We start from the raw sequence: 23,677 nt of genomic DNA, 5'->3' as shown, positions 1-23,677 counted from the left end.
GCGGCCGTGCCGGCTGGTGCGGCTACTGGCCGTTGCCGGGGCGCGGCTCTGGGCGCGCGGCCGGCACCGGGCGGAGCGCCGGCTGCCCGGGGGCAGGGACCCGGAGCGCCTCGAGCGCCGCCTCGCGGGCGTCCTTCCAGCGCAGGGTGGTGCGGAGGTCCATCCGCAGAAGGGGATAGCGCGGGTGCTCGCGCACGACCTGGAAGCCGCTGGCCTCCAGGAACCCGACCGGGATGTGGCAGTTGCGGCCGGTCCACGCCCGGTCCGCGAAAGCCTCCACGGCGCGGACCTTCCGCTTGGTGAGATCGCGAGCCATCGTCTGCAGCAGGACCCGCCCGATGCCCTGACCCTCGAGCTCGGGCGCGACGGCCAAGGCCGCCAGCAACACGGCGTCTCTGCTCACGGGCCTGGCGGCCTGGATGCCGACCTGTTCGAGGAACCGGGCCGGAGCGAACAGCGAGTACCCAGCGACAGCCCCGTCGACCGTGAGGACATGCCCGGCCGCACCCCACTCGAGCACCACGGAGGAGAGCCACGCCTCCTTCTGGAGACCGGCCTCCTCCGATCCGCGAGCGCGCGCCCGGGTGGCGAGCTCCCAGAACACGCAGCGCCGGCACGGCTCAGGCAGCAGGTGGAGCGTGTCGAGGAGCAGAGGGCTGACCTTGCGACCCACTCGTCACCTGACCCCTTGGGACGCAGAGGGTTGACGGTCCCTGATCGTGCACAGCGCCCAGACGATTCCGGCCAAGATGCCGGCGAGAAAGCTCTGCCCCACTCGTCGAAGGATTGGCCATGTGGGTCGGGGCACGAGTGGCTCCTTCACGGCTCACCGACGCAGGTCTGCGGCATCAGCACGGTGGGCACCCACGGTCGCCGGAACTCGCCAGTTGAGGCCAGCAGGAACGTGGATGCTAGCAGCGGATTCGGCGCGGTGTCGAGGATGCCGCGGGTCCCCGTAGCGTATCCTGCCCCGTATGCGCGCTGACGACCCATTTCTCGACCGATACGCCCACGGCACCCGGGCGATGACCGCTTCCGAGATACGAGCACTGTTCGCCGTCGCCGCCCGTCCCGAGATTGTCAGCCTGGCTGGTGGGATGCCGTTCACCGCCGCGCTGCCGTTCGACGTGGTCGGCGACGTCATGGGTGAGGTCTTGGCCAAGGAGGGCCCTGCCGCCCTGCAGTACGGCGGGGGCCAGGGCGATCCACGACTCCGCGAGGTCCTCGTGGACCTGATGCGGCACGAGGGCATCCACGCCTCCGCGGGCGACATCGTCGTCACAGCAGGATCCCAGCAGGCTCTCGACCTGCTCGCCCGGATGTTCTGCGACCCAGGGGACGTGATCGTGGCCGAAGGCCCCTCGTACGTGGGGGCACTCTCGGCCTTCTCGCAATACCAGGTCCAGGTCCGCCACGTCCGGCTCGATGACGACGGACTCGACCCGGACGAGCTCGACGACGAGCTCGTCCGTCTTTCCCGCGAGGGGCGGCGGGCGAAGTTCCTGTACACCGTTCCGAACTTCCACAACCCTGCCGGAGTGACGCTGACCGAAGAGCGTCGCGACCGGATCGTCGAGATCGCTCGCCGGCACGACGTCCTGATCCTCGAGGACAACCCGTATGGCATGCTCGGGTTCGAGGGCGATCCACCGACGACGCTGCGGGCCCGTGACGCGGACAACGTCGTGTACCTGGGCACCATCTCGAAGACGTTCTGCCCGGGTCTGCGGATCGGCTGGGTACTGGCGCCGCCCGCCATCAGTGAGCGGCTGGTCCTCATCAAGGAGGCGGCCGATCTCTGCTCGTCGAACTTCGCCCAAGCCGTCGCCTACCGGTACTTCGCCGAGTACCCGTGGCGGCAGACACTGAAGTCCCTGCGGGACGTCTACCGCGAGCGGCGCGACGCACTGCTGGACTCACTGTCCGAGGATTTCCCGGCCGAGGTGACCTGGACCCACCCCGTGGGCGGCTTCTACGTCTGGGTGCGGCTCCCCGAGCATCTCGACGCCAAGGCCATGCTGGCCAAGGCGATTACCGCCCGAGTCGCCTACGTGCCTGGCGGGTCGTTCTTCGCCAACGGCCAGGGAAGCTCCTTCCTCCGACTGTCCTACTGCTTCCCACCACCCGACCGCATCCGGGAGGGCGTCCGGCGTCTGGCCGGCGTCGTGGAGGAGGAGTTGGACCTGCTCCGGGCGCTGGGGGGGCTGCGCGCTTCCACCGACGAGCCCGACAGCGCTGGGCCGGCGGCCTGGGGAGGGGTGCAGTGAGCTTCGACTGCACCGTCGCCGTCATCGCCGGCGGTCTGTCGTTCGAGCGGGAGGTCTCGCTGCGGTCCGGTCGCAGGGTGGCGGAGGGGCTCGACGAGAAGGGCTACCGGGTCGCGCTGCTGGACGCCGACGAGCAGCTGGTGGAGTCGCTGCGGGCAGGATACTTCGATGCCGCCTTCCTTGCCCTGCACGGCCGGTTCGGCGAGGACGGCACGGTGGCAGCGCTGCTCGAGCTGCTGGGGATGCCCTACACGGGCTCGAGCTTCGACGCGAGCCGGCTGGCGTTCGACAAGCTGGCGGCCAAGTCGGTGTTGCGGCGGGCCGGGCTCCGGGTGCCGGAGGCCATCCCGGTCGGCGAGGGGGCGTTGCGTGAGCTTGGCATGGGCGCCCTGCTCGATCGGGCCGTAGACCGACTCGGCCTCCCGCTGGTGGTCAAGCCGAACCGAGGCGGGTCCGCGCTGGGTATCCGCTTGGTCGAGCGCGCTGATCAGCTCCCGGCCGCGCTGATGACGGCATTCGGGTACGACGACACGGTCCTGCTGGAGCGGCGCGTGCTCGGCACCGAGCTTGCCCTCGCCGTGGTTGACGGCCTCTCCCCTCTACCCGCGGTCGAGATCCGGCCCAAGCAGGGCTGGTACGACTTTGCGGCACGCTACACCCACGGTGCCGCCGACTTCCGGGTCCCGGCCGAGATCGACTCGGGACTCGCCAAGCACTGCCTCGAGGTGGCCCAAGCGGCCCACCTCGCGCTGGGATGCCGCGACCTGTCCCGCACCGACGCGATCGTCGACGAGGACGGCACTTGCTGGGTGCTCGAGCTGAACACCGGGCCGGGACTCACCTCCACCAGCCTGGTCCCGACAGCGGCCGATTCCGCCGGGGTCTCCTTCGCCGATCTGGCCGCCCACCTCACCAACCGGGCCATCGCCCGCCGCCCCCGCTGAGTCATGGGTCGCGCCCGTGGCTGAACCATAAGTCACGCTCACCCTTGCGGAAGGTGCTGGGTGTGCTGGCACGCCACCAGGGTGGGGGCTGGCAGAGGGACTGGGGTGCTGGCCGAGGAGCCGAGCGGGGAGTTGGTCGAGGCCACCACGCTTGCCAGACGGCCAGCATGCGCGTACGCAGGGTGCCACCCGGTTGCCCACGCGCGGGCTCAGTGGCTCCGCGCGGACCAGCCCGGTGTGGGTCAGACGGCCCGCGGTGTGGGCTGCTGCTCAGGCGCTGGTTCGGGCTCCTCGCCGACGGTCTGGCGGGCAGCTCTTGTGTCCAGCCCGATGGCATCGCAGATCCGCTGCAGATCGTCCAAGGTGGCGAACTCGATCAGCACCTTGCCCTTGCGCTTTCCGAGTTGCACGCGGACACGGGTCTCCAGCCGGTCGGAGAGCCGTTCGGCCAAGTCCACCATGCCCGGGGCCTGAACCGTGGGGCGCGGACGCCGTTGCTGAGCATCGGGGTCCAGCGCGTGACCCAACTGCATCCGCTGCGCCCACTCCTCTGCCATACGGACGGTCAAGCCCTCCGCCACGATCCGGTCCGCCAGTCGCTCCTGCAGCTCAGGGTCTGGCAGGGAGACCACCGCGCGGGCGTGGCCGGCCGAGAGCGTCCCTGCCGCGATGCGCCGCTGGACGCTCCCCGGCAGCCTGAGGAGGCGGACTGCGTTCGAGATTGCTGAGCGGCTCCGACCGATCCGGTTGGCCAGCTGCTCGTGCGTGACCGAGAAGTCGCTGAGTAGTTGCTCGTAAGCAGCGGCCTCCTCCAAGGGGTTGAGGTCTTCCCGATGAACGTTCTCGAGGAGTGCGTCACGAAGTAGGAAGTGATCCTCGGTGACCCGAACGACTGCTGGGATCGTGCTGAGGCCGGCCTGCTTGGCCGCACGCACCCGGCGCTCCCCCATGACGATCTGGTACCGGTCACCGTTCGGGCGGACAACGATCGGCTGGAGGACGCCCACCGCTCCGATGCTCGCGGCGAGCTCCTCCATTGCTTCCCCGTCGAAGCTCCCACGCGGCTGCCGGGGGTTGGGATCCACCTTGTCCAGCGGCACCTCGAAGAACGGTGGCGCCATCGGGGAACGCTGCTCGGTCTCTAGCGTGCCGACGTCGCCGGTCCGCCCATCGGCCCAGCCGCGCTCGGCCTGTTGCTCGTCGGAGGACGAGGGCGGGATCAGTGCTTCAAGGCCACGACCGAGGCCACCGACTCGCCGTCGCATCAGCTAGCTCCTTCTACGGTGGACACGAGCAAGCCCGCTCGCGCCGCAAACTCGAGGGTCAAATCTCGATAGGCAATCCCGCCGCGCGACAGCGGATCGTAGAGCGCGATCGGCACGCCGTACCCAGGCGCTTCCGAGAGGCGGACACTGCGGGGTACAACCGTCCGGTACACGATGTCGCTGAAGTGCTTACGAACCTCGTGGACGACCTGTTCGGCAAGGCGGGTCCGGCCGTCATACATCGTGAGCACGATGCCACCTATCCGGAGCTCAGGGTTGAGGTTCGCGCGGACCAGATCGACGTTCCTGAGCAACTGGCCCAGTCCCTCCAAGGCGTAGTACTCACACTGGATCGGGATCAGGAGCTCGTCAGCCGCTGCCAGCGCGTTCACGGTGAGGAGTCCGAGCGAGGGCGGACAGTCGATGATGATCACGTCATACACGTAGCGGACCGTGGTCAGCGCCTTCCGGAGCCGGCCCTCGCGAGAGATCGCGCTCACCAGTTCGACCTCGGCTCCGGCCAGGTCGATCGTGCTGGGCAGCACGTCCAGGCTTGGCACCGCCGTTGCTCTGATGGCGGCTACCGCGTCCACATCACCCGTCAGGACGTCGTACACCGAACGCTCGATACGACGATGATCGAGTCCCAGCCCCGTTGAGGCGTTGCCCTGAGGGTCCAAGTCGACGATGAGCACGCGCGCACCAGCAATGGCGAGGTACGCAGCGATGTTCACTGCGGTCGTGGACTTGCCGACCCCACCCTTCTGGTTGGCCACGGCCATGACGCGCTGTGCTCCGGGGTCGTGCCGCGGTCTGACGCGGAAGGTCACACGCGCCTCCCGCGCTGCTGCGTCGTTGTCCACCATGACCGATGCATCCGTATGCCCCAGAGAGGCTTGCGACGGTGGAACGTGGGAGGCTCCAGATGCTCCTTCTCTGGTTTCACGTGAAACAGAGCCGGAGCCGCGCGGAGCCGGGGATCTGTCGGGAGGTGGCGCTTCAGCATCCGCTGGAACCTCCGCTCGAACCTCCGCGGCCGCTCGTAAGGCTGCCTCTCGAACCGCGATCGCAGCTTCATCTTCCATACATACTTCCTCGCCTACATCGAGCACGCCTTGGTGCCCCGTCATGGTTTCACGTGAAACATCGTGGGCTGGCCCCCGTCGCTGGCGCGCAGCCTCGTCCTCCCGTGGATCGGGGTCCCTCGCAACGGGGGCCATGCTGACGCTCGGAGCGTCATTCGCGCTAGGTCGCAATGCCGATTCTGAGTTGATTACGGCGATCTCCACGGAATCGCCTTCTGGCTGTACCCCTCGGGTCGATCTCCCCGCTGGCTCTCCACGCCCACGATCAGCCGGCACTTGGGGTCGCGTGAGCGCGGCATCGGGAGTGGGTGGGTCAGGCGCCGCATCCGGACCTCCTGCGTCCGCTGCCGTGGATTGGTCACCGACGCTCGATCGCTGATCGCGGCTCATCTCGGGCTCGCTGGGAGACGTGTCCTCTGTCCCCGTAGGGCTCCGCGACGCGAACCCAGCGCCTTGTGCGGCGGCCAACGCTCCGGCAAACCGAATGACGTCCTCCAGCGGAACGGCCCGGCCGGATGAGCCACCCACATGTCCTTGCCGAGAGGGACGCTCCGCCTCCTGCGCCTCGGCAGGATGCGGCCCATCAGGCGAGGCCGGAGGGTAGGTGCCCTCGGTGGTGGGGTGATCGGTCGAACCCAACGAAGGTGGCAACGGTGCCGGATCGCTGGGCCCATTCACCGCCCTGTCCGGCAACGGTGACGCCTCGGCCTGCCCACGCAGGAGCGGCCGAAGCTCGGCGGCCTGCTCACCGAGCGACCTGACCGCAGCCCTGAGCACCTCGTGGTCGACGGTGTCGTGCGCCTGGTCCGTCGTTCCGCCTATCTTGGACGATCGAGTCGTGGTTTCGGCTGCGTCTAGCCCAGGGCGAGTCCGCTCGGACCGTTCTCCTTGGAGATCGAACCCTGTTGCTGGGATGGTGTCCGGCGGCCCGTCATGCTCGCGCCCTCCGACTTCGCAGCGGGAGCCTGACTCGAGAGCAGCGCCGTTCACCGATCCGAGCAAGCTGACGCCTTGGTCGTGCTGGTTGATCGGCAGACTGCGGGCCGGTTGCTGCTCGTCGACGTCCAGCAGACTCGGCCCAACCGTATCTCCGCTCTTGCCAGGTACCGGAGCTGCCGTACCGGCGTCCTCCCCGGCCTCGGGGGTCAGGAACCCTACACCGCTCTGGTCGCGCCGCTCAGAGCGCGTCCTTGGAGTCGTAGATCCCCTCTCGGAGCCTTCCCTGTCCGGAACCTCGTCGGAGCTCGGCCACGCACCAGCGCTCGGTGGCAGCACCAGCGGAGGACGTTGCCCGTCATCGGGCTGGTCGGGTGCCGACGAATACCGTGGGTCGTGATCACCGGTGGACAAGGCCGGATCCAAGGATTGGGCGGCTACCTGCCTGTTGTCGAATGGCGACCTGCCGTCGAGTGCGCTCTCTGCGTCTCCTCCAGCTCGCGGTGGCGGTTCCTCAGTGCCGTATGGGGAACGCCCCGAAGGGTCGACAGAGATCGACGTCGATTCCGTTCTCGATGAGCGGATCGGAGCTCTCAGACCTCCCGACCATCCCGCAGGCGCTGACGACCGGGTCGACGGCGAGGGCTCGGGTTCGACCCCTGCGACCGCGGCTCCCGCAGGCGGCACCAGCGAGGCGGATCCCGGGGATCCCAATGGCTCGGGCAGCACCACTCCCCGCTGCGTCACCGGCACCGGTCGCGGTAGCACAACCCAGCCCAACTCCGGTGCGTCGACCGAACTCGGCTCCGATGGCACCGCTGACACTGGCTCCGGAGGCACCGCTCCATGGATCACCGGCACCGAACGAGGCACCACGACCGAACCCGACTCACGAGGCACCAACGAGCCCGACTCCGGCGCCACATCCCTCTCCTGCGTCACTGGTCCTGGCCCAGGCGGGACAACCTGCCCCGGCTCCGGTAGATCGATCGAAATCGACTCCGGTGACACCACGAATCCCAGTTCCTGCGGGACCTCCCCAGGCTGCATCACTGAGCCCGACTCACGAGACTCAACGGAGCCCGACTCACGAGACTCCACCAAACCGAGGTCCCGGGTCACCACGCCCGGCTCGGGCGGCACCTCCCCAGGCTGCACCACCGGAGCCAACTCACGAGACACCGCCGAACCGGAGTCCGGAGGCAATACCGAACCCGACTCGGGCCGCACATCCCCGGCCTGAATCACCGGTGCCGCCCGTGGAGGCGCGACCCACGTCGACTCCGGTGCCACCGATACCGCGTCGGACGGCACAGCTCCTTCCCGGGTCACCGAAACCGAATCAAGCGGGACCACCGAGCTCCACTCCAGAGGCACCGGGCCTGACTGCAGAAGCACGTCCAGGGGCACCACCGACCGTGGGTCCGGCAGCTCCCCGGCCTGCATCCCCACCACTGACAACGATTCCGACGGGTCGACTGGCAGCACCGCCGCAGGCGTCGCCCACATCGGCTCCGGCGTTGGACTCGTAGACGGCGGGACCAGAGCCGGCTCAGACGGCAACGAGGACACCGACCCGAATCTCATGCCTGCCGCAGGCCCGGACAGCTCAGGCCCGGACAGCCCGCCAGCAGGCGAGGGGACCGGTCCCGGCTCGAACGACACCTTCTCGGACGGCCCCACTTCCAGCCCGGACGGCTGGACCGGCCCAAGCTCGGACGGCCCCGCCACAGCCGGTCGCCCAGGCTCGACTGCTTCGACTGGCACGGCTTCACCCGGTCTGACCTGGATCGCCTCCGGCGGCACATACTCCGTCTGCGATATCGGGACCGACCCAGCTAGCGCGACTGGTTCCAGCTCCACCGGCACCACTCCCCCGGACGGAGCCCACACCGGCACCGGGGCCGCATCCGTCTCCGGCGGCACCATCGATTCCACCCCGCCAGGCGGAACCCACGACAGCTCCCATGGCGGATCCGACTCCGGCACCACCGGCAAGGACTCCGGTGGCAAGGACTCCGGTGGCAAGGACTCCGGCGGCAAGGACTCCGGCGGCACGCCCTCCGCCAGCGGCGGGGCCGGCACTGGCTCGAAGCTCATGGCCGGCACGTCAGCGAGTGGAGTGGCCGACGCTGCCGCGGACGTGACTTCATCTGCTGGGGCGGTGCTTACTTCGGGCGGCTCGCCGGCACCCCAGCGAAGCCCAGATGAAGCGGCAGCCTCTCGGGGAGGAGCGCCTTCCGGGGCCTCCGGCTGGTCCAGAGGTCGCTGGATTCTCTTCAGTGCGGCTCGCACACGTCCGAACAACGCGCCGGGGGCCCGATGGGAGTCGGCTGGACCATTGTCGCGCTTCTCCCCCAATGGTCTCGCCTCCCTTCAATCTTGTGGGACGCAGCAGAGGCGCTGAGCCACCGGGAAGGTCAGCGTCTGATCACTGCACCACCTGCCGCTGCACCCGTAGCCGGTAATGGCCTCAGCTCTTCAGCATGGTCGTCTTGTCCTCTCCACCTGCCACACGGCCGAAGCCGCCTCTGGTCATCTGGCCTTCGGACGCCGCTGACCCAGAGGGTTCCGCGCCGGCGCACCAGGCCTGCGGGGGAAGCGGGGAGAGGTCGAAGCGGTCTTGGCCATCATAACGACAAACCCGACAGGGTCAATCGGCGCTGCCGGGTTGGGGAAAACCCCTTCGAGCTTGCCGCCAAGGAAGTCGCATGCCGCAGCAGCATGGCGCAGCTCGGGTTCGGTTGGCTGGCCGCGAGGCACGATCAGCAGACCACCGACTCGCAGCAGCGGGAGACCGAGTTCAGCCACGACGGAGAGGGGGCCGAGCGCGCGAGCCGTGGCGACATCGAACTGCTCTCGCTCCGGGCTATGAGCGAAGTCTTCGAGCCGGCTGTGGACCGTCGTGACGTTCGTTATCCCGAGCCTCGCTGCCGTCCTGCCAACCCAGTCCAGCCGTCGCTGCTGCGCGTCGACGAGGGTGAATGCCGTGTTCGGGAAGCTTGCTGCCAGGGGGAGGCCGGGCAGGCCTGCACCCGAGCCAAGATCCACCCAGCGCTCTCCGGCGCCTGGCACTCGGAGCCGCGCCAAGCCGAGCGCGTCGTCGATGTGGCGCTCGCGAAGCCGTGTGCCTTCGCGGGGACCCAGGAAGCCGAACTCGATTGCCTCATGGTAAGCAGCTTCGAGCGCGTCGATGATCGAACCGCCGGCGTCTCGACCCAGCCGGGATTCAGGCGAAGACATGTTTCACGTGAAACTGTCTACGACACCGCTGGGCGGATGATCACAGAGCGCTCTGGCTCCTCGCCCACGCTCTCGGTGTTGGCGCCGTCCACCATCGCCACGGCGTCATGGACGATCTTGCGCTCATACGGCGTCATCGGTCGTAGACGCTCGGGACGTCCCGTCTGGATCACCCGCTCCGCCGTCGCCTTCGACATCGCTGTAAGCTCCTCTTGGCGGCGGGCTCGGTAGCCGTCAACGTCCACCATGATCCGCACGCGGCGCTGCGTCTGGCGCAAGACGGCGAGCCGGGTCAGCTCTTGGAGGGCGATGAGTGTCTCCCCATCTGGCCCGATCAGCAGCTCAAGGTCAGGTCCCTCGACATTGACGTTCCCACCGTTGCCGTCGACCCAGGTGTTGATGTCGCCGTCAAGGTCGAGCGCGTCAAGGAATCCCTCGACGAAATCCCCGGCGATCTCGGTGTCGGCAGCGATCGCCTCGGCGTCCTGCACCATGGGCGGGCGCTCTCGGGGCACCGCAGGGCGGAGGGTCGCAGTGGGGATGGTCGCGGTGGGAACCACCTGCGGCTCGATATCGTCCAGGGTCGAGCCGTTCGAAGAGGGCTCTCGCACAGTCACCCGAACCCGTGCAGGCTGCCCGATCGTCCCGAAGGTCGAAGGGACGGCCTCCTGAAGGACCTCCACGTCGACTTGGTCGCGCCGAAGCCCGAGCTGGTCGGCTGCCGCGGCAATCGCCGCCTCAAGTGTTCTAGCGCTTGCTTCGGCGCTGTCCACTCGGCTTACCCTTTCCAGTCGGACGGCCACCGGAGCCAGGCGCCGGCTTCCGGCCGCCGGCTGTTCTCGGTTGCCCGGGCTGCTGGCTCGGCTTCACCTGCCCACCCTTCTTCTCTGTGCCGCTCGCATCCGCCTTGCGGGCGTTTCCAGCCTGCGGCCCCTTACTGCCGGCACCGCCCTTGGGAGCGGCACCGCCCTTGGGAGCCGGACCGCCCTTGGGAGCCGGACCGCCCTTGGGAGCCGGACCGCCCTTGGGAGCCGGACCGCCCTTGGGAGCCGGCTTGCTCGCTGCCTTGCCCTCCACTGTCTTCGGGCTGCTGCGCCCGTTGGTCGACGGAGGTTCGGACGACTGCTGCGTCAAGCTCCGGAACAAGCTGAACGGGCCGAACCCCTTCCTGCCCGCCTCGCCGTCGCCCGCCACTGCTGGTGCCGGCGCGCTGGCGCTGGTGCCGGCGCCAGCGGGGACGGGAGCGTTCTTCAACAGGAAGTACTGCTGGCCCATGCTCCACAGGTTGGTTGTCACCCAGTAGATGATGATCGCGAGGGGCACGTTGATCGCGAAGACCAGGAAGGTCAGCGGCAGGATTCGCATGAGCATCTGCTGCTGCGGGTTGACCTGGGAGCCCTGCCTCGCCATGAGCTGGCGCTGCGAGATGTAGGTGGTGGCCGACATCGCGAGGATGAGGACGAGGATGACCAGACCCTCTGGCGAGGCCAGCTTGTCGGCCCAGGTGGGCAGCCTGCTCCACTGCTCGGAGAGCGGGATGCCAAAGAAGGAGGCGCCCCGGAGGATGTTCGGTTCGCCCGCGATGTTCTTGCTGTAGATCACGTGGTACAGGGCGAAGAAGAACGGCATCTGAGCCACGAGGGGCCAGCAACCCGCCATCGGGTTGAACCCGCGCTCCCGGTAGAGCGCCATCATTTCCTCGTTCAGCTTCTGCCGGTCGTTCTTGTGCTTGGTCTGCAGCTTCTTGAGCTCGGGTTGCAGCTCCTGCATGGCCCGGGTCGAGCGCACCTGCTTGACCGTCAGGGGGATCAGGAGGACCCGGACCGCGATCGTGAGCATCACGATCGAGAACCAGTAGCTCTGGCTGCCAAGGGCGGGCTCGACCAGGTGCTGAAAGAACTTGAGGACGTGATACAGGGAGTCCCGGAAGATGTGGAACAGCTCGACTGTCGAATTCACAAAGTGCCTCTCTCGGAAGGGCTGGCGCTCGCTACCTCACCGCGTCCTCGACGGCGCGACCCGGCCCTACCGTTCGCAGGAGGAACGTGGTCGATCCCCCCAGGATGAAACGGCTGGCACTTCACCAGGCGGCGGAGCGCCAGCCAGGAGCCTCGAGCCGCACCGTGCAACTCGACGGCCCTTACAGCATACGCAGAACAAGAGGGATAGAAACGGCAGCGAGGGCCGAGGGCGGGACTGATCCAGCGCTGGTACCCATGTAAGAGTGCCAGGAGCACCGACCCTGCCCATCCAGGCCGCGATCCACCCGACCCCGGATGGCTCACCCTGCGCTTCCCCCTCCTCCAATGCCCGCGGCGGTCAGGATGCTCCGTAGATCGCCGGCTACATCATTGTAGGAGGCGTTTGCCACACTTGGCCTCGCCACAACCACGAAGTCCAGGCCCTCGGGCAGCTCCCTGCCTTCCAAGCGCAGCGCCTCACGCAGCAACCGCTTGGCCCGGTTGCGAGCAACCGCCCCTCCGACCTTCCGGCTCACGACGAAACCGGCTCTCGCTGGTCCCGCGCCAGTCGGGCGCTTGGCGACATACACGACGACCGACCCTTCCGCGTAGGAGCGGCCGGTCGCGAAGACCGACCGGAACGCTGAAGGAGAGCTCAAACGGTCCACAGTTGCCATTCGTCGGGTCCTACGCAGAGATGCGCGTGCGGCCCTTGGCACGGCGCCGCGCGAGGATCGCACGTCCGGCGCGAGTGCGCATCCGCAAGCGGAAGCCATGGGTCTTTGCGCGCTTACGGGTGTTTGGCTGGAAGGTTCGTTTCACGACAGCGGCTCCTAACCCGGTCTGTGGAAGGGCAGGCAAGACCGAAGTGCCAGATGGGCACCGAAGAAATGATGGTACGGTCATGCCCCAGGTGCGTCAACGCGCCCCATTGCTCACACAACGCCCGGTCCAGCTCTTGAGAGGGTTCGCGGGCCGATGCTATTCTCCGCCCCGCCTCATCTGACGGCCCGCATCTCAGGCCCGGCTTCCCCGTCACGGCCTCCGCCACTAGGCGTGGTCTCGCCGTCTCTCCCGGTACTCGGCTCTGTTGGGCCGCCGCTCCGTAGGCACAGGTTCTCCACACCTGTGGATGGAGATGTGGATATGTAGGTGCAGGGGACGAGTAGCGGAACCGCGAGTTGTCAGAAAGGGCGGCAGGCTGTGGCCGAGGAACTCCACGAAGACGCGGCCGCGATCTGGTCGGCCTGTCTCGAGTCCCTCGAGGGATCGGGATCGACCCACAAGGCTTGGCTGGCGCAGACACGCCCGGTCGCCGTCGTCGGCGACACGCTCGTCCTCGCCGTGCCGGACGAGTTCGTCAAGGAGTGGGTGGAGCAGCGCTACGCGCCAACCGTGCTCGCGTCGCTGGCCCGCGTCGCTGGCCGGCCTCTGAACATCCGGGTGACGGTGCGCGAGGTCGCCGAAGAGACCGGTGACGAGGAGCAGGCGCGCCCGGTCCCCCAGTCGGGAGCCGCGGCCGAACGTTCGCAGCTCACCGCCAAGTACACCTTCGACCGGTTCGTGATCGGCTCCTCCAACCGGTTCGCGCACGCGGCTGCCGTCGCGGTCGCCGAGGCGCCGGCGAAGTCGTACAACCCCCTGTTCATCTACGGGGGTGCCGGCCTTGGCAAGACCCACCTCCTGCACGCCATCGGCCACTACGCCGGCAACCTGTTCCCGCAGGCCAGGGTCCGCTACGTCACCAGCGAACAGTTCACCAACGACTTCATCAACGCGATCCGCGACGACCGGGCCGGCACCTTCCAGCGCCGCTACCGCGACAACGACATCCTGCTGATCGACGACATCCAGTTCCTGGAGGGCAAGGAGCGCACGCAGGAGGAGTTCTTCCACACCTTCAACGCGCTCCACAACGCCGACAAGCAGATCGTCATCTCGTCGGACCGGCCGCCGAAGCAGATCGCCACGCTCGAGGACCGCCTGCGCTCGCGGTTCGAGTGGGGCCTGATCACCGACGTCCAGCCGCCCGACCTGGAGACACGGATCGCCATCCTGCGCAAGAAGTCCAGCGCCGACGGCCTGAACGTCCCAGACGACGTGCTCTCGTTCATCGCCTCCAAGGTCCAGTCCAACATCCGCGAGCTGGAGGGCGCCCTCATCCGGGTCACCGCGTTCGCGTCGCTGAACCGCAGCCCGATCGACCTGGCCCTCGCCGAGATCGTGCTGAAGGACCTCTTCCCGGACGAGGGCAGTCGCGAGGTCTCAGTCCCCGTCATCATGGCCGAGACCGCCGCCTACTTCGGGCTCTCGATCGAGGACCTCACCGGATCCAGCCGGTCACGCCTGCTCGTCACCGCACGGCAGATGGCCATGTACCTGACCCGCGAGCTCACCGACCTGTCACTCCCCAAGATCGGACAGGCCTTCGGCGGCCGTGACCACACCACGGTGATGCACGCGACCCAGAAGATCCGCGGGCTCATGCGGGAGCGGCGCAGCATCTACAACCAGGTCCAGGAACTGACCAACCGGATCAAGGTCCGGGCTCAGCAGGGCCCATGAGCAGCCGCCAGGGTGGTCCACTCCCGGGCGGCGCCCGGGCACGCGGGGTGCTGGCGCGCCGGTCGAGTACCCACGGCGCGCGGGTCCGAGGCTCCCTGAAGGTCCAGCGTGGACGACCGCGGTGCCGATGCTTGGCCGGCGCGCCGGGCGGCTGCACGTGCTCACGCCGAGGGCTCGACATCGCGAGCCGCACGGTCCTCGAACCCTGGCCACGTCACCGTCGGGGCCTGGGGAGAAGATGGGGACAGCTTGTTGATCGACGGGGGACGGCGGGGTGCCGCACTGGGGGTGGCTCGAACCTGGGGACGGCGGAGACCGTCCTCCCCAGCCCTGGAGGGACGACGGCGAAGGCGCTGAGCTGCAGGTTCGGGGGTTGGTCCACATACCCCCAGCCGTTACTGGTATTACGAGGTTCTGTCTTTCTTACTCCAGACAACAACCAATCCTTGGGGATAGCTCGTGGAGGTCGACAACCGTGAAGTTCACGACTGAGCGCGATTCCTTCGCCGACGCGGTCGCTTGGGTCAGCCGGACCGTCTCCACCAAGCCGACTGTTCCCGTGCTGGGTGGCACCCTGCTCGAGCTGACCGACCAGCAGCTGCGGTTGGCTTCCACGGACCTCGAGCACACCGGCGAGGCCGTGATCCTCGTGCGCGGCGAGGACGACGGCCGCATCGTGGTGCCCGGCCGCATCTTCGGCGACGTGATCCGCAACCTGCCGACCGGTGTGGTCGAGGTGGAGGCCACCGACGGCGGGCTCACCGTGCACTGCGACCAGGTCTCGCACGAGCTCCGCCTGCTCGACGCCGAGGACTTCCCCACGCTCACCCAGCCGTCGCTCGAGCAGATGGGCACCATCTCCGGCGAGGCCCTGGCCAGCGCGGCAACCCAGGTCAGCCGGGCCGCGTCGCATGACGAAGCCCGACCCGTCCTGACCGCGGTGCTGTTCGAGGCAAGTCCCGAGCAGCTCACCCTGGCCGCTACCGACTCCTACCGGCTCGCGGTACGCGAGCTGGACTGGACCTGGGAGTATCCCGCAACCACGGCGCTGGTGCCGGCCAGGGCCCTGACTGAGGCGGCCCGCGCCCAGGCTGGCGAGGCCACGGTCGAGATCGGGATCGAGCCCCACCAGGTGACCTTCGCCGGCGGCGGCCGCCGCCTCACCTCTCGGCTGGTCGAGGGCGAGTTCCCCAAGTTCCGCAGCCTGGTCCCGACCGGATACGAGAGCATCGCCACCGTCAATCGCCAGAGCCTGCTCGACGCACTGAAGCAGGTCGCGCCGTACGGGCAGAACAACAACCCGGTGCGCCTGACCTTCGAGCGGGACCGGATCCAGGTCGACGGCAGCCTGCAGGACGTGGGCCGCGGGGCCGCGGCGATCGACGCGAAGTACGAGGGAGAGGCCCTGTCGGTCGCCTTCAACCCGAGCTACCTGACCGACGGGGTGTCCGGGGTAGCCGACAGCGAGGTGGTCATCGAGGTGCGAGACGGCCTCAAGCCCGCGCTCGTCCACGGCAACGACCGGCGGGGGTTCCTGTACCTGCTGATGCCGGTCCGCCTGTCCGGGTAGGCGGCCGTTCTGCACCTACGCCGCCTGGAGGTCGCCGACTTCCGCAACCATCCCGCCGCCGCCGCCGACCTGCCTCCCGGAGTGAGCGCCCTGGTCGGCCCGAACGGGGCGGGCAAGACCAACCTGCTGGAGGCGATCGGCTATCTCGCCACCTTGGGATCGCATCGCCCAGGCCAGGAAGCGGCGCTCGTCCGGGCCGGGGCAGCCGCGGCGGTCATCCGCGCGGCAGCCGTCCAGGGCGGACGCGTCGTGCTCCTTGAGTTGGAGATCCGGCCAGGCAGCGGCGTTCGCGGGCGGGTGAACCGCACCGCGGTGCCCCGCTCGCGCGACCTCTTGGGCACCGTCCGGGCGGTCCTGTTCGCCCCCGAGGATCTCGCGCTCGTACGAGGCGACCCGGAGGAGCGCCGACGTTTCCTGGACACCCTCGCGGTGCAGCGGCTTCCTCGCTACCTCGCCGTCCGGCAGGACTACGAGCGCATCCTCCGCCAGCGCAACACGCTGCTGCGGAGTGCGGGGGGGCGCCTGCCGAGCGGCACTGGACCGGCCACGCTGGACGTGTGGGACGACAAGCTGGCCGCCGCCGGGGCCGAGCTGTGGGTGGAGCGGCTCCGGCTGGTCCGCCTCCTGGCGCCGAGGATCGAGCGCGCGTACCAGGAGCTGGCCGCTCGCAGCGACCCGGTCGGCGTGTCGTACACGTCCGCGGCGCTCGGGGACGCGGTCTCCGACCCGGAGGCGACCGCGGAGCCAAGCGCGCTCGCCCAGGCGCTCCGGGACCGGCTGGCCAGTGACCGCGCACGAGAGGTGGAGCGAGGGGTCACGCTCTCCGGCCCGCACCGCGACGACCTGATCCTCTCGGTGCAGAACCTGCCGGCCCGCACCCACGCCTCGCACGGCGAGGCATGGTCGCTCGCGCTCGCCCTCCGGTTCGCGTCCCACCGGCTGCTCACCGCCGAGGGCGAGGAGCCGATGCTCCTGCTCGACGACGTCTTCGCCGAGCTCGACCGCAGCCGGCGCGAGCGGGTCGCTGCCGTCGTGGCCGAGGCCGAGCAGGCCATCCTCACCACTGCCGTTGCCGAGGAGTTGCCGTCACACCTGCGGGCTTCAATGTTCCACGTGGAACCAGGCTCCATCCGCCCTGCGGGAACGACATGAGCCCACCCGGCGCGGTCCTCACCAGACGACCCACTCGACCGGGTTGGCCAGTCCCTCGCGCTCCTACACCGGTGGCAACCCTGGGCTTCTCGGGCTCTTGGGGCGCCTTGACCCAGAGGACGGGCGGGCCTGTCTGGATCCTTGAGCTGGTTCAGGTAGTCCGAGAGCTGGTTCAGGTAGTCCGAGTCGGTGGGCCACGCGAGCGGGGCCGGCCTGCGGGCTCGACTCGGCCGCCGCGCTGGTCACCTCCACAGCTGAATCGGTGGGCCACGCGAGCGGGGCCGCCTGCGGGAGTGGGAGGCGCCGGCGTTGCTCAGGCGGCATGACGAGGGAGGGGGGCAGAGCCATCAGCCACGAACCGGAGTTGGTCGGTGGCGAGATCGCCAAGGCGCTTCGAGCGCGCGGCTGGCACCAGCGGCTCGTGGCCGCGAGGGTCGTTGCGCGCTGGCCTGACGTCGTCGGCGAGGCGGTCGCGGCCCACTGCCACCCGACCCGGATCGAGGAGGACGGCACGCTGGTCGTCAGCGCGGACTCAACGGCCTGGGCCACGCAGCTTGCCTACTTGCAGGGCACGCTGCTGGACCGCCTGGCGGTGGTGTGCGGCCCGGGAGTCGTTCGCGCGGTTCGCGTACGCACCGACGACGTGAAGGGCCGTGCCCGGCGGTGAGCAGGGCAGCGCATCGGGAGCCTGGAACGGCAGGAACGTGCGCCAGCGAGCCGCCGCCTGAAGCTTGGGCGAGCTGCCGCCTGGAGCTTGGGCGTGCTGCCTCGGGACCGTCGAGCGTGGCACGCGCACGCTGGGCCAGGAGGGCCGAGGGACGGTCGACGTGGCTTCTGACCTGCGTGAACGAGCCAGGCGAGTGCCCAATGCATGGTATACTGCAAAGGGATCTTTCCCCTCTCCGCGAACCGCGCACGCGCTCGCTCGGGCCCGCTCCGGCTAGCGCGCGTACTCACCTCGTGCGCGTTTCGGGGCATCGACGAGGAGTTTGATGGTTACAAGCATTGACGCGAGCTATGGGGCCGAGCAGATCACGGTCCTGGAAGGCCTCGAGGCGGTCCGGAAGCGCCCCGGGATGTACATCGGGTCGACCGGCCACCGAGGCCTCCACCATCTCGTCTACGAGGTGGTGGACAACGCCGTGGACGAGGCGCTGGCCGGCCACTGCGACCACATCGAGATCACGCTGACCGGCGCTGGCGGGGTGCGCGTGGTCGACAACGGGCGCGGGATCCCGGTCGACGAGCACCCGGTCGAGCGCCGCTCGGCGCTCGAGGTGGTCATGACCACGCTGCACGCCGGCGGCAAGTTCGGCGGCGACTCCTACGCCGTCTCCGGCGGGCTCCACGGCGTCGGCGTGTCGGTGGTCAACGCCCTGTCGACCCGGCTCGAGGCCGAGGTGGTCCGGGGTGGCTACCGGTACCGGCAGACCTACCAGCGTGGCGTGCCGACCGGCCCGGTCGAGAGGGTGGGCAAGGCCCGGGGCCACGGCACCACGATCTCCTTCTGGCCGGACCCGGACATCTTCGAGGACCTCGACTTCAGCTTCGCGATCCTGTCGGGCCGGATGCGGGAGATGGCCTTCCTCAACGCCGGCCTGTCGATCACGCTCACCGACGAGCGCGACACGCCCGCGACCAGCGAGCACTACATGTACAAGGGCGGCCTGCGGGACTTCGTCGCGCACCTGAACGCGAGCAAGGAGCCGGTCCACCCCTCGATCATCTACTACGAGGGCGAGGCCGACACGTCGCAGGTCGAGATCGCGATGCAGTGGAACTCGAGCTACAACGACTCGCTCTACACCTTCGCGAACACCATCAACACGGTCGACGGTGGCACCCACGAGGAGGGCTTCCGGGCCGCTCTCACCTCCACCGTCAACCGCTACGCGCGGGCCAACAGCCTGCTCAAGGAGAAGGACCAGAACCTCAGCGGTGACGACGTCCGTGAGGGCCTGACCGCGATCGTCTCGGTGAAGTTGCGCGAGCCCCAGTTCGAGGGCCAGACCAAGACCAAGCTGGGCAACACCGAGATCAAGGGCTTCGTCCAGATCACCACGAACAAGATGCTGGACGAGTGGTTCGAGGAGCACGGCGCCCAGGCCAAGGCGATCGTGGTCAAGTGCATCCAGGCCGCCCGGGCCCGCATGGCGGCCCGCAACGCCCGCGAGCTGACCCGCCGCAAGTCGCTGCTCGAGTCGTCGTCGCTGCCCGGCAAGCTGGCCGACTGCTCCTCGAGGGACCCTCGCCAGGCCGAGCTGTTCATCGTGGAGGGAAACTCGGCCGGCGGCTCGGCCAAAGAGGCCCGCAACCGCACCTTCCAGGCCATCCTCCCCATCCGCGGGAAGATCCTGAACGTCGAGAAGGCCCGGCTCGACCAGGCCCTCAAGAACGTCGAGATCCAGTCCATCATCACGGCCATGGGCACGGGCATCGGCGAGGACTTCGACCTCACCAAGGCCCGCTACAACAAGATCGTGATCATGGCCGACGCCGACGTGGACGGCTCGCACATCAGGACGCTGCTGCTCACCTTCCTGTTCCGGTTCCTGCGGGGCCTGGTCGAGTCGGGGTTCGTCTACATCGCCCAGCCGCCCCTCTACAAGATCAAGTACGGCCGCGGCGGCAACGACGTCTTCTACGCCTACACCGAGCGCGAGCGCGACCAGTGGTTCAAGCGCAACCCGAAGAGCAAGGCGTCCCCGCAGCGGTACAAGGGTCTCGGCGAGATGAACGCCGAGGAGCTGTGGGAGACGACCATGGACCCCGAGCGGCGCACCCTGCTCCAGGTCGGCCTCGAGGACGCCGCGGTGGCCGACGAGATCTTCACCATCCTGATGGGTGAGAACGTGGAGAACCGCCGCAACTTCATCCAGAAGAACGCCAAGGACGTGCGCTTCCTCGACATCTGATCGGGGCGCACGACGAGACGAAGCACCCGGTCGCCAGCGGGCCTCGACGGCCCCAGCTGGGCGGCCGCAAGAAAGAAGGGAACCAACCGGTGCCGGAAGCCCGCCGAATCGAGCCCGTCGACCTCGAAGAGGAGATGAAGAGCTCCTTCCTCGATTACGCCATGAGCGTGATCGTGGCGCGAGCCCTGCCCGACGTGCGTGACGGGTTGAAGCCAGTCCACCGCCGCATCCTCTGGGGCGCCTACGAGGAGGGCATCAGGGCCGGCGAGAGCCGCCGCAAGTCGGCCTACATCGTCGGCGCGGTGCTCGGGAAGTACCACCCGCACGGCGACACCGCCGTGTACGACGCCATGGTGCGGCTCGGGCAGGACTTCGCCTCCCGCTACCCGCTCATCGACGGCCAGGGCAACTTCGGCTCGGCCGACGGAGACCCGGCCGCGGCGATGCGGTACTGCGTCACCGGCGACACGCTGGTGGCCACCGCCGGCGGGACCGTGCGGATGGACGAGATCGTCCGCGGCGCGGCCCCGAGCTCCGACAACGACATCGACCTGAAGGTGCTCGACCGCCACGGCGACCCCGTGCGCGCCTCCAAGCTCTTCCACTCGGGCTCCCACCCGACCCTCCGCCTGGCCACCGCCGGCGGCTACGAGCTCACCGGGACCCGCAACCACCCGCTGCTCTGCCTGGTGAGCGTCGCAGGCGTCCCGATGCTGCTCTGGAAGCTGCTCGGGGAGATCCGGCCCGGGGACCACGTGGTGCTCAGCCGGGCCGTGGACGGCGTGGTGCGCGAGCTGTTCGACCGCGAGCGGGGGCTCGTGGTCAGCCACGACCAGATCCCGTACGTGGCCGACTACATCCGGCGGGAGTGCGGCGGGCGCGGCGCGGCCGGGGCCTGGCTGCGCAGCCACCAGATCGACCGGGTCGAGCGGTGGGAGCGCGACGGCGAGGAGATCCTCGCCCGCATCTCCTCCGAGGAGGTCCGCCGGGTCGTCGAGCCGCTGGTCGGCGGCTACTACGCCACGGTCCAGTCGGTGACCGATGCCGGGGTGCGGCCGGTCTACTCGGTCCGGGTCGAGTCCGAGGACCACGCCTTCATCACCAACGGCTTCGTGAGCCACAACACCGAGGCGCGGCTCGCGCCGCTGGCGATGGAGCTGCTCCGCGACATCGACAAGGAAACCGTCGACTTCAGCCCCAACTACGACAACCAGGCCGTGGAGCCGCTTTCCCTTCCGGCGCGCTTCCCGAACCTGCTCGCCAACGGCTCGGCCGGCATCGCGGTCGGCATGGCCACCAACCTCCCGCCCCACAACCTGGGCGAGGTCATCGACGCGACCGTCGCGCTCCTCGACAACCCCGAGCTGACCGGCGAAGACCTGATGCGCTATGTCAAGGGGCCCGACTTCCCCACCGGCGCGTCGGTCATGGGCACGGGCGGCATCAGGGACGCCTACCTGACCGGCCGCGGGTCCATCCGGGTCAGGGCCAAGGTCCGTATCGAGGAGAACCGCAGGGGCGGCCAGAGCATCATCGTCACCGAGCTGCCCTACCAGGTGTCCGGCGACCGGCTGCTGGTCCGCATCGGCGAGCTGGTCAAGGAGGGCCGGATCACCGGCGTCAGCGACGTCAACAACGAGACCAGTCGCGAGGGCACCCGGCTGGTCATCGACGTGCGCCGGGACGCCGTGCCACAGGTCGTGCTGAACCAGCTCTACAAGCACACCCAGCTCCAGGACACCTTCGGCGTGATCATGCTGGCCCTGGTCGACGGCGTGCCCCGCCTGCTCGCCCTGGCCGACGTGCTGCGCCACTACGTCGCCCACCAGATCACCGTCGTCGTCAGGCGGACCAGGTACGAGCTGCGCAAGGCCCAGGAGCGGGCCCACATCCTCGAGGGCCTGCTGATCGCGCTGGACCACCTCGACGAGGTCATCGACCTCATCCGCGGCGCCGAGTCGGCCGACGCGGCCCGCACCCAGCTCATGGAGCGCTACTCGCTCTCGGAGGTCCAGGCCACCGCGATCCTGGACATGCAGCTCCGCCGGCTGGCCGCCCTGGAGCGGCGCAGGATCCAGGAGGAGTACGCGGAGCTACAGGCGAGGATCGCCGAGCTCACGGCGATCCTCGAGGACCCGTCCAAGGTGCGCGCGATCGTCAAGAGCGAGCTGCTCGAGGTCAAGCGGCGCTTCGCTGACCCGCGGCGCACCGAGATCCGGCCCGACGAGGGTGAGCTGTCGATCGAGGACCTGATCGCCGCCGAGCCGGTGGTCGTGACGGTGACCAGGACCGGGTACGTCAAGCGGGTGCCGCTGAACGACTACCGGGCCCAGAACCGCGGCGGCCGGGGCGTGCGGGGTGCGAACCTCAAAGAGGACGACATCGTCCAGTTCCTCTTCATCACCAACACCCACCACTGGGTGCTGTTCTTCACCAACAAGGGCCGGGTGTACCGGGTCAAGGTGCACGAGCTGCCCGAGGCCGCCCGCAACTCCCGCGGCACCTACGTGGCCAACGTGCCCGGGGCCACGTTCCAGCCCGACGAGAAGATCGCAGCAGTGCTCGACCTGGACGAGTACCACGCCGACAAGTTCCTCGTCCTGGGGACCAAGCGGGGCATGGTGAAGAAGACCGCGCTGCCCGAGTACGACTCTCCCCGCGTCGGCCTGGCCGCCATCATGCTCAAGAACGACGACGAGCTGATCGGCGTGAAGCTCACGTCCGGCAACGACGACATGCTGTTCGTGTCGCGCAAGGGCCAGGCGGTCCGGTTCAGCGAGGACCCGGCCTCGGTACGCCCGATGGGCCGGCAGACCAGCGGTGTCATCGCCATGCGGCTGAACGGCGACGACGAGGTCCTGGCCATGGAGGTCGTTCGGCCCGACGCCGACCTGCTCGTGGTCACCGACGCCGGCTTCGGCAAGCGCACGCCGCTCGAGCAGTATCCGCGCAAGGGCCGCGGGGGCAAGGGCGTCCAGACCGCGAAGATAACGGAAGCGCGAGGATTCCTCGCTGGCGCTCTCGTCGTGCAGAAGGAAGACGATATCTTCCTCATCACCGACATCGGGCAGATCATCCGGACGCGGGCAAAGGAGGTCCGGCGGGCCGGCCGGTCCACCCAGGGCGTGCGCGTCATGCGGCTGGGGACGACCGGGAGGGTGGCGGCCGTCGCACCCGTCGTCAAGGACGAGGAGTAACCAAATGACCAGCCAGATTCCAGAGGTCACGACCAGGCCGAAGCTTCCCAGACCGCCGGTTGCGGCTCCGGCCGTCGACCGGCGGTCCCGGCTGGTCCTACGCCGGTTGGACCCCTGGTCGATGCTGAAGTTCTCGCTGCTGTTCTACTTCTGCATGCTGCTCGTCGGCCTGCTCGTGTTCGCGGTCATCTGGTTCGTGCTCGTGAACATGGGCGTCTTCGAGTCCGTCACGAAGTTCGCGGGGAACTTCAACCTCGACGTCAACTTCCCGGCCGGCACGGTCTTCAAGTACTACATCCTCGTGGGCCTGCTCGGCGTGGTGCTCTGGAGCATCGGCACCCTGCTCGCGACGCTGCTGTTCAACCTGGTGAACGACATCACCGGCGGCATCGAGGTCGTCCTGGCCGAGCGCGAGCGCCGCCCGGTCTGATCCGGCCGGTCCGGCCTGGCGCCTGCACCTGCGCGACGCCGTGCACCGGCCAGAACGCGATCGCCAGCCGCCACGAAGGCCATGTACAATCCCGTTCCGTTCCACGGGCCTGTAGCTCAGGCGGTTAGAGCGCATCCCTGATAAGGA

Annotated in this window: 18 protein-coding genes; 9 read left to right on the top strand and 9 right to left on the bottom strand. The window is 68.7% G+C overall.

The window, feature by feature from the left end; translation table 11 throughout:
- Positions 1-22: 22 nt before the first annotated feature.
- Entirely contained in the window at positions 23-673 is a 651-nt protein-coding gene (locus tag VG276_24385) for a GNAT family N-acetyltransferase (protein ID HEV8652438.1), read from the bottom strand.
- A gap of 352 nt (positions 674-1,025) precedes the next feature.
- Here VG276_24385 and VG276_24380 point away from each other — a divergent pair, with 352 nt between their 5' ends.
- Positions 1,026-2,267 carry a PLP-dependent aminotransferase family protein gene (locus VG276_24380; GenBank protein HEV8652437.1) on the top strand — a complete coding sequence of 414 codons (1,242 nt, stop codon included), beginning with the start codon at positions 1,026-1,028 and terminating at the stop codon, positions 2,265-2,267.
- Positions 2,264-3,211 carry a D-alanine--D-alanine ligase gene (locus VG276_24375; protein ID HEV8652436.1) on the top strand — a complete coding sequence of 316 codons (948 nt, stop codon included), beginning with the start codon at positions 2,264-2,266 and terminating at the stop codon, positions 3,209-3,211. The genes VG276_24380 and VG276_24375 overlap by 4 nt, the downstream gene beginning before the upstream one ends.
- A gap of 242 nt (positions 3,212-3,453) precedes the next feature.
- Here VG276_24375 and VG276_24370 read toward each other — a convergent pair whose 3' ends face one another.
- The 8 genes from VG276_24370 to rpmH form a co-directional block, all read right to left on the bottom strand.
- Complete coding sequence (locus tag VG276_24370) at positions 3,454-4,476, bottom strand: ParB/RepB/Spo0J family partition protein (protein ID HEV8652435.1); 1,023 nt, start codon at positions 4,474-4,476, stop codon at positions 3,454-3,456.
- A complete protein-coding gene (locus tag VG276_24365) occupies positions 4,476-5,342 on the bottom strand; it encodes an AAA family ATPase (GenBank protein ID HEV8652434.1) in 867 nt (288 codons plus the stop codon). Before VG276_24365 ends, VG276_24370 begins: the two co-directional genes overlap by 1 nt.
- Positions 5,343-9,032: 3,690 nt before the next feature.
- On the bottom strand, positions 9,033-9,740 hold the full coding sequence (rsmG, locus tag VG276_24360; protein HEV8652433.1) for a 16S rRNA (guanine(527)-N(7))-methyltransferase RsmG: 708 nt from the start codon (positions 9,738-9,740) through the stop codon (positions 9,033-9,035).
- Between the two features lie 17 nt (positions 9,741-9,757).
- Positions 9,758-10,513 (bottom strand): RNA-binding cell elongation regulator Jag/EloR, encoded by a 756-nt coding sequence (gene jag, locus VG276_24355; GenBank protein ID HEV8652432.1) that lies wholly within the window; start codon positions 10,511-10,513, stop codon positions 9,758-9,760.
- A complete protein-coding gene (locus VG276_24350; GenBank protein ID HEV8652431.1) occupies positions 10,488-11,699 on the bottom strand; it encodes a YidC/Oxa1 family membrane protein insertase in 1,212 nt (403 codons plus the stop codon). The genes jag and VG276_24350 overlap by 26 nt, the downstream gene beginning before the upstream one ends.
- Positions 11,696-11,977 carry a membrane protein insertion efficiency factor YidD gene (yidD, locus tag VG276_24345; protein ID HEV8652430.1) on the bottom strand — a complete coding sequence of 94 codons (282 nt, stop codon included), beginning with the start codon at positions 11,975-11,977 and terminating at the stop codon, positions 11,696-11,698. The genes VG276_24350 and yidD overlap by 4 nt, the downstream gene beginning before the upstream one ends.
- Before the next feature lie 44 nt (positions 11,978-12,021).
- Positions 12,022-12,378, bottom strand: a complete 357-nt coding sequence (rnpA, locus tag VG276_24340; GenBank protein HEV8652429.1) for a ribonuclease P protein component — start codon at positions 12,376-12,378, stop codon at positions 12,022-12,024.
- Between the two features lie 10 nt (positions 12,379-12,388).
- Positions 12,389-12,523 carry a 50S ribosomal protein L34 gene (rpmH, locus tag VG276_24335; GenBank protein HEV8652428.1) on the bottom strand — a complete coding sequence of 45 codons (135 nt, stop codon included), beginning with the start codon at positions 12,521-12,523 and terminating at the stop codon, positions 12,389-12,391.
- A gap of 414 nt (positions 12,524-12,937) precedes the next feature.
- Between rpmH and dnaA the strand changes: the two genes are divergently transcribed.
- The 7 genes from dnaA (at position 12,938) to VG276_24300 (ending at position 23,530) form a co-directional block, all read left to right on the top strand.
- The gene (gene dnaA, locus VG276_24330) at positions 12,938-14,266 is read left to right on the top strand and encodes a chromosomal replication initiator protein DnaA (protein HEV8652427.1); all 1,329 of its coding nucleotides are present in this window, start codon (positions 12,938-12,940) and stop codon (positions 14,264-14,266) included.
- A 475-nt stretch (positions 14,267-14,741) separates the two neighbouring features.
- Positions 14,742-15,836 carry a DNA polymerase III subunit beta gene (gene dnaN / locus VG276_24325; protein ID HEV8652426.1) on the top strand — a complete coding sequence of 365 codons (1,095 nt, stop codon included), beginning with the start codon at positions 14,742-14,744 and terminating at the stop codon, positions 15,834-15,836.
- 9 nt (positions 15,837-15,845) lie between these two features.
- Positions 15,846-16,988: a DNA replication/repair protein RecF gene (gene recF, locus VG276_24320; protein ID HEV8652425.1), complete on the top strand. Its 1,143-nt coding sequence runs from the start codon at positions 15,846-15,848 to the stop codon at positions 16,986-16,988.
- A gap of 364 nt (positions 16,989-17,352) precedes the next feature.
- Positions 17,353-17,655 (top strand): DUF721 domain-containing protein, encoded by a 303-nt coding sequence (locus VG276_24315; GenBank protein HEV8652424.1) that lies wholly within the window; start codon positions 17,353-17,355, stop codon positions 17,653-17,655.
- Between the two features lie 325 nt (positions 17,656-17,980).
- On the top strand, positions 17,981-19,903 hold the full coding sequence (gene gyrB, locus VG276_24310) for a DNA topoisomerase (ATP-hydrolyzing) subunit B (GenBank protein ID HEV8652423.1): 1,923 nt from the start codon (positions 17,981-17,983) through the stop codon (positions 19,901-19,903).
- A gap of 89 nt (positions 19,904-19,992) precedes the next feature.
- Positions 19,993-23,100 carry a DNA gyrase subunit A gene (gene gyrA, locus VG276_24305; GenBank protein ID HEV8652422.1) on the top strand — a complete coding sequence of 1,036 codons (3,108 nt, stop codon included), beginning with the start codon at positions 19,993-19,995 and terminating at the stop codon, positions 23,098-23,100.
- A 4-nt stretch (positions 23,101-23,104) separates the two neighbouring features.
- Positions 23,105-23,530, top strand: a complete 426-nt coding sequence (locus VG276_24300; GenBank protein ID HEV8652421.1) for a DUF3566 domain-containing protein — start codon at positions 23,105-23,107, stop codon at positions 23,528-23,530.
- Positions 23,531-23,677 lie beyond the last annotated feature (147 nt).

It is taken from the genome of Actinomycetes bacterium (assembly GCA_036000965.1).
Lineage (GTDB): Bacteria > Actinomycetota > CALGFH01 > CALGFH01 > CALGFH01 > DASYUT01.
The sequence above is the reverse complement of the archived record's forward strand: the minus strand, read 5'-3'. Positions and strand labels throughout refer to the sequence as shown.

Coding starts and splice junctions, on each gene's coding strand:
- VG276_24380 (HEV8652437.1), top strand. CDS start 1,026: ATGACCGCTTCCGAGATACGAGCACTGTTCGCCGTCGCCGCCCGTCCC.
- VG276_24370 (HEV8652435.1), bottom strand. CDS start 4,476: ATGCGACGGCGAGTCGGTGGCCTCGGTCGTGGCCTTGAAGCACTGATC.
- VG276_24365 (HEV8652434.1), bottom strand. CDS start 5,342: ATGGTGGACAACGACGCAGCAGCGCGGGAGGCGCGTGTGACCTTCCGC.
- rsmG (HEV8652433.1), bottom strand. CDS start 9,740: ATGTCTTCGCCTGAATCCCGGCTGGGTCGAGACGCCGGCGGTTCGATC.
- rnpA (HEV8652429.1), bottom strand. CDS start 12,378: ATGGCAACTGTGGACCGTTTGAGCTCTCCTTCAGCGTTCCGGTCGGTC.
- gyrB (HEV8652423.1), top strand. CDS start 17,981: ATGGTTACAAGCATTGACGCGAGCTATGGGGCCGAGCAGATCACGGTC.
- VG276_24300 (HEV8652421.1), top strand. CDS start 23,105: ATGACCAGCCAGATTCCAGAGGTCACGACCAGGCCGAAGCTTCCCAGA.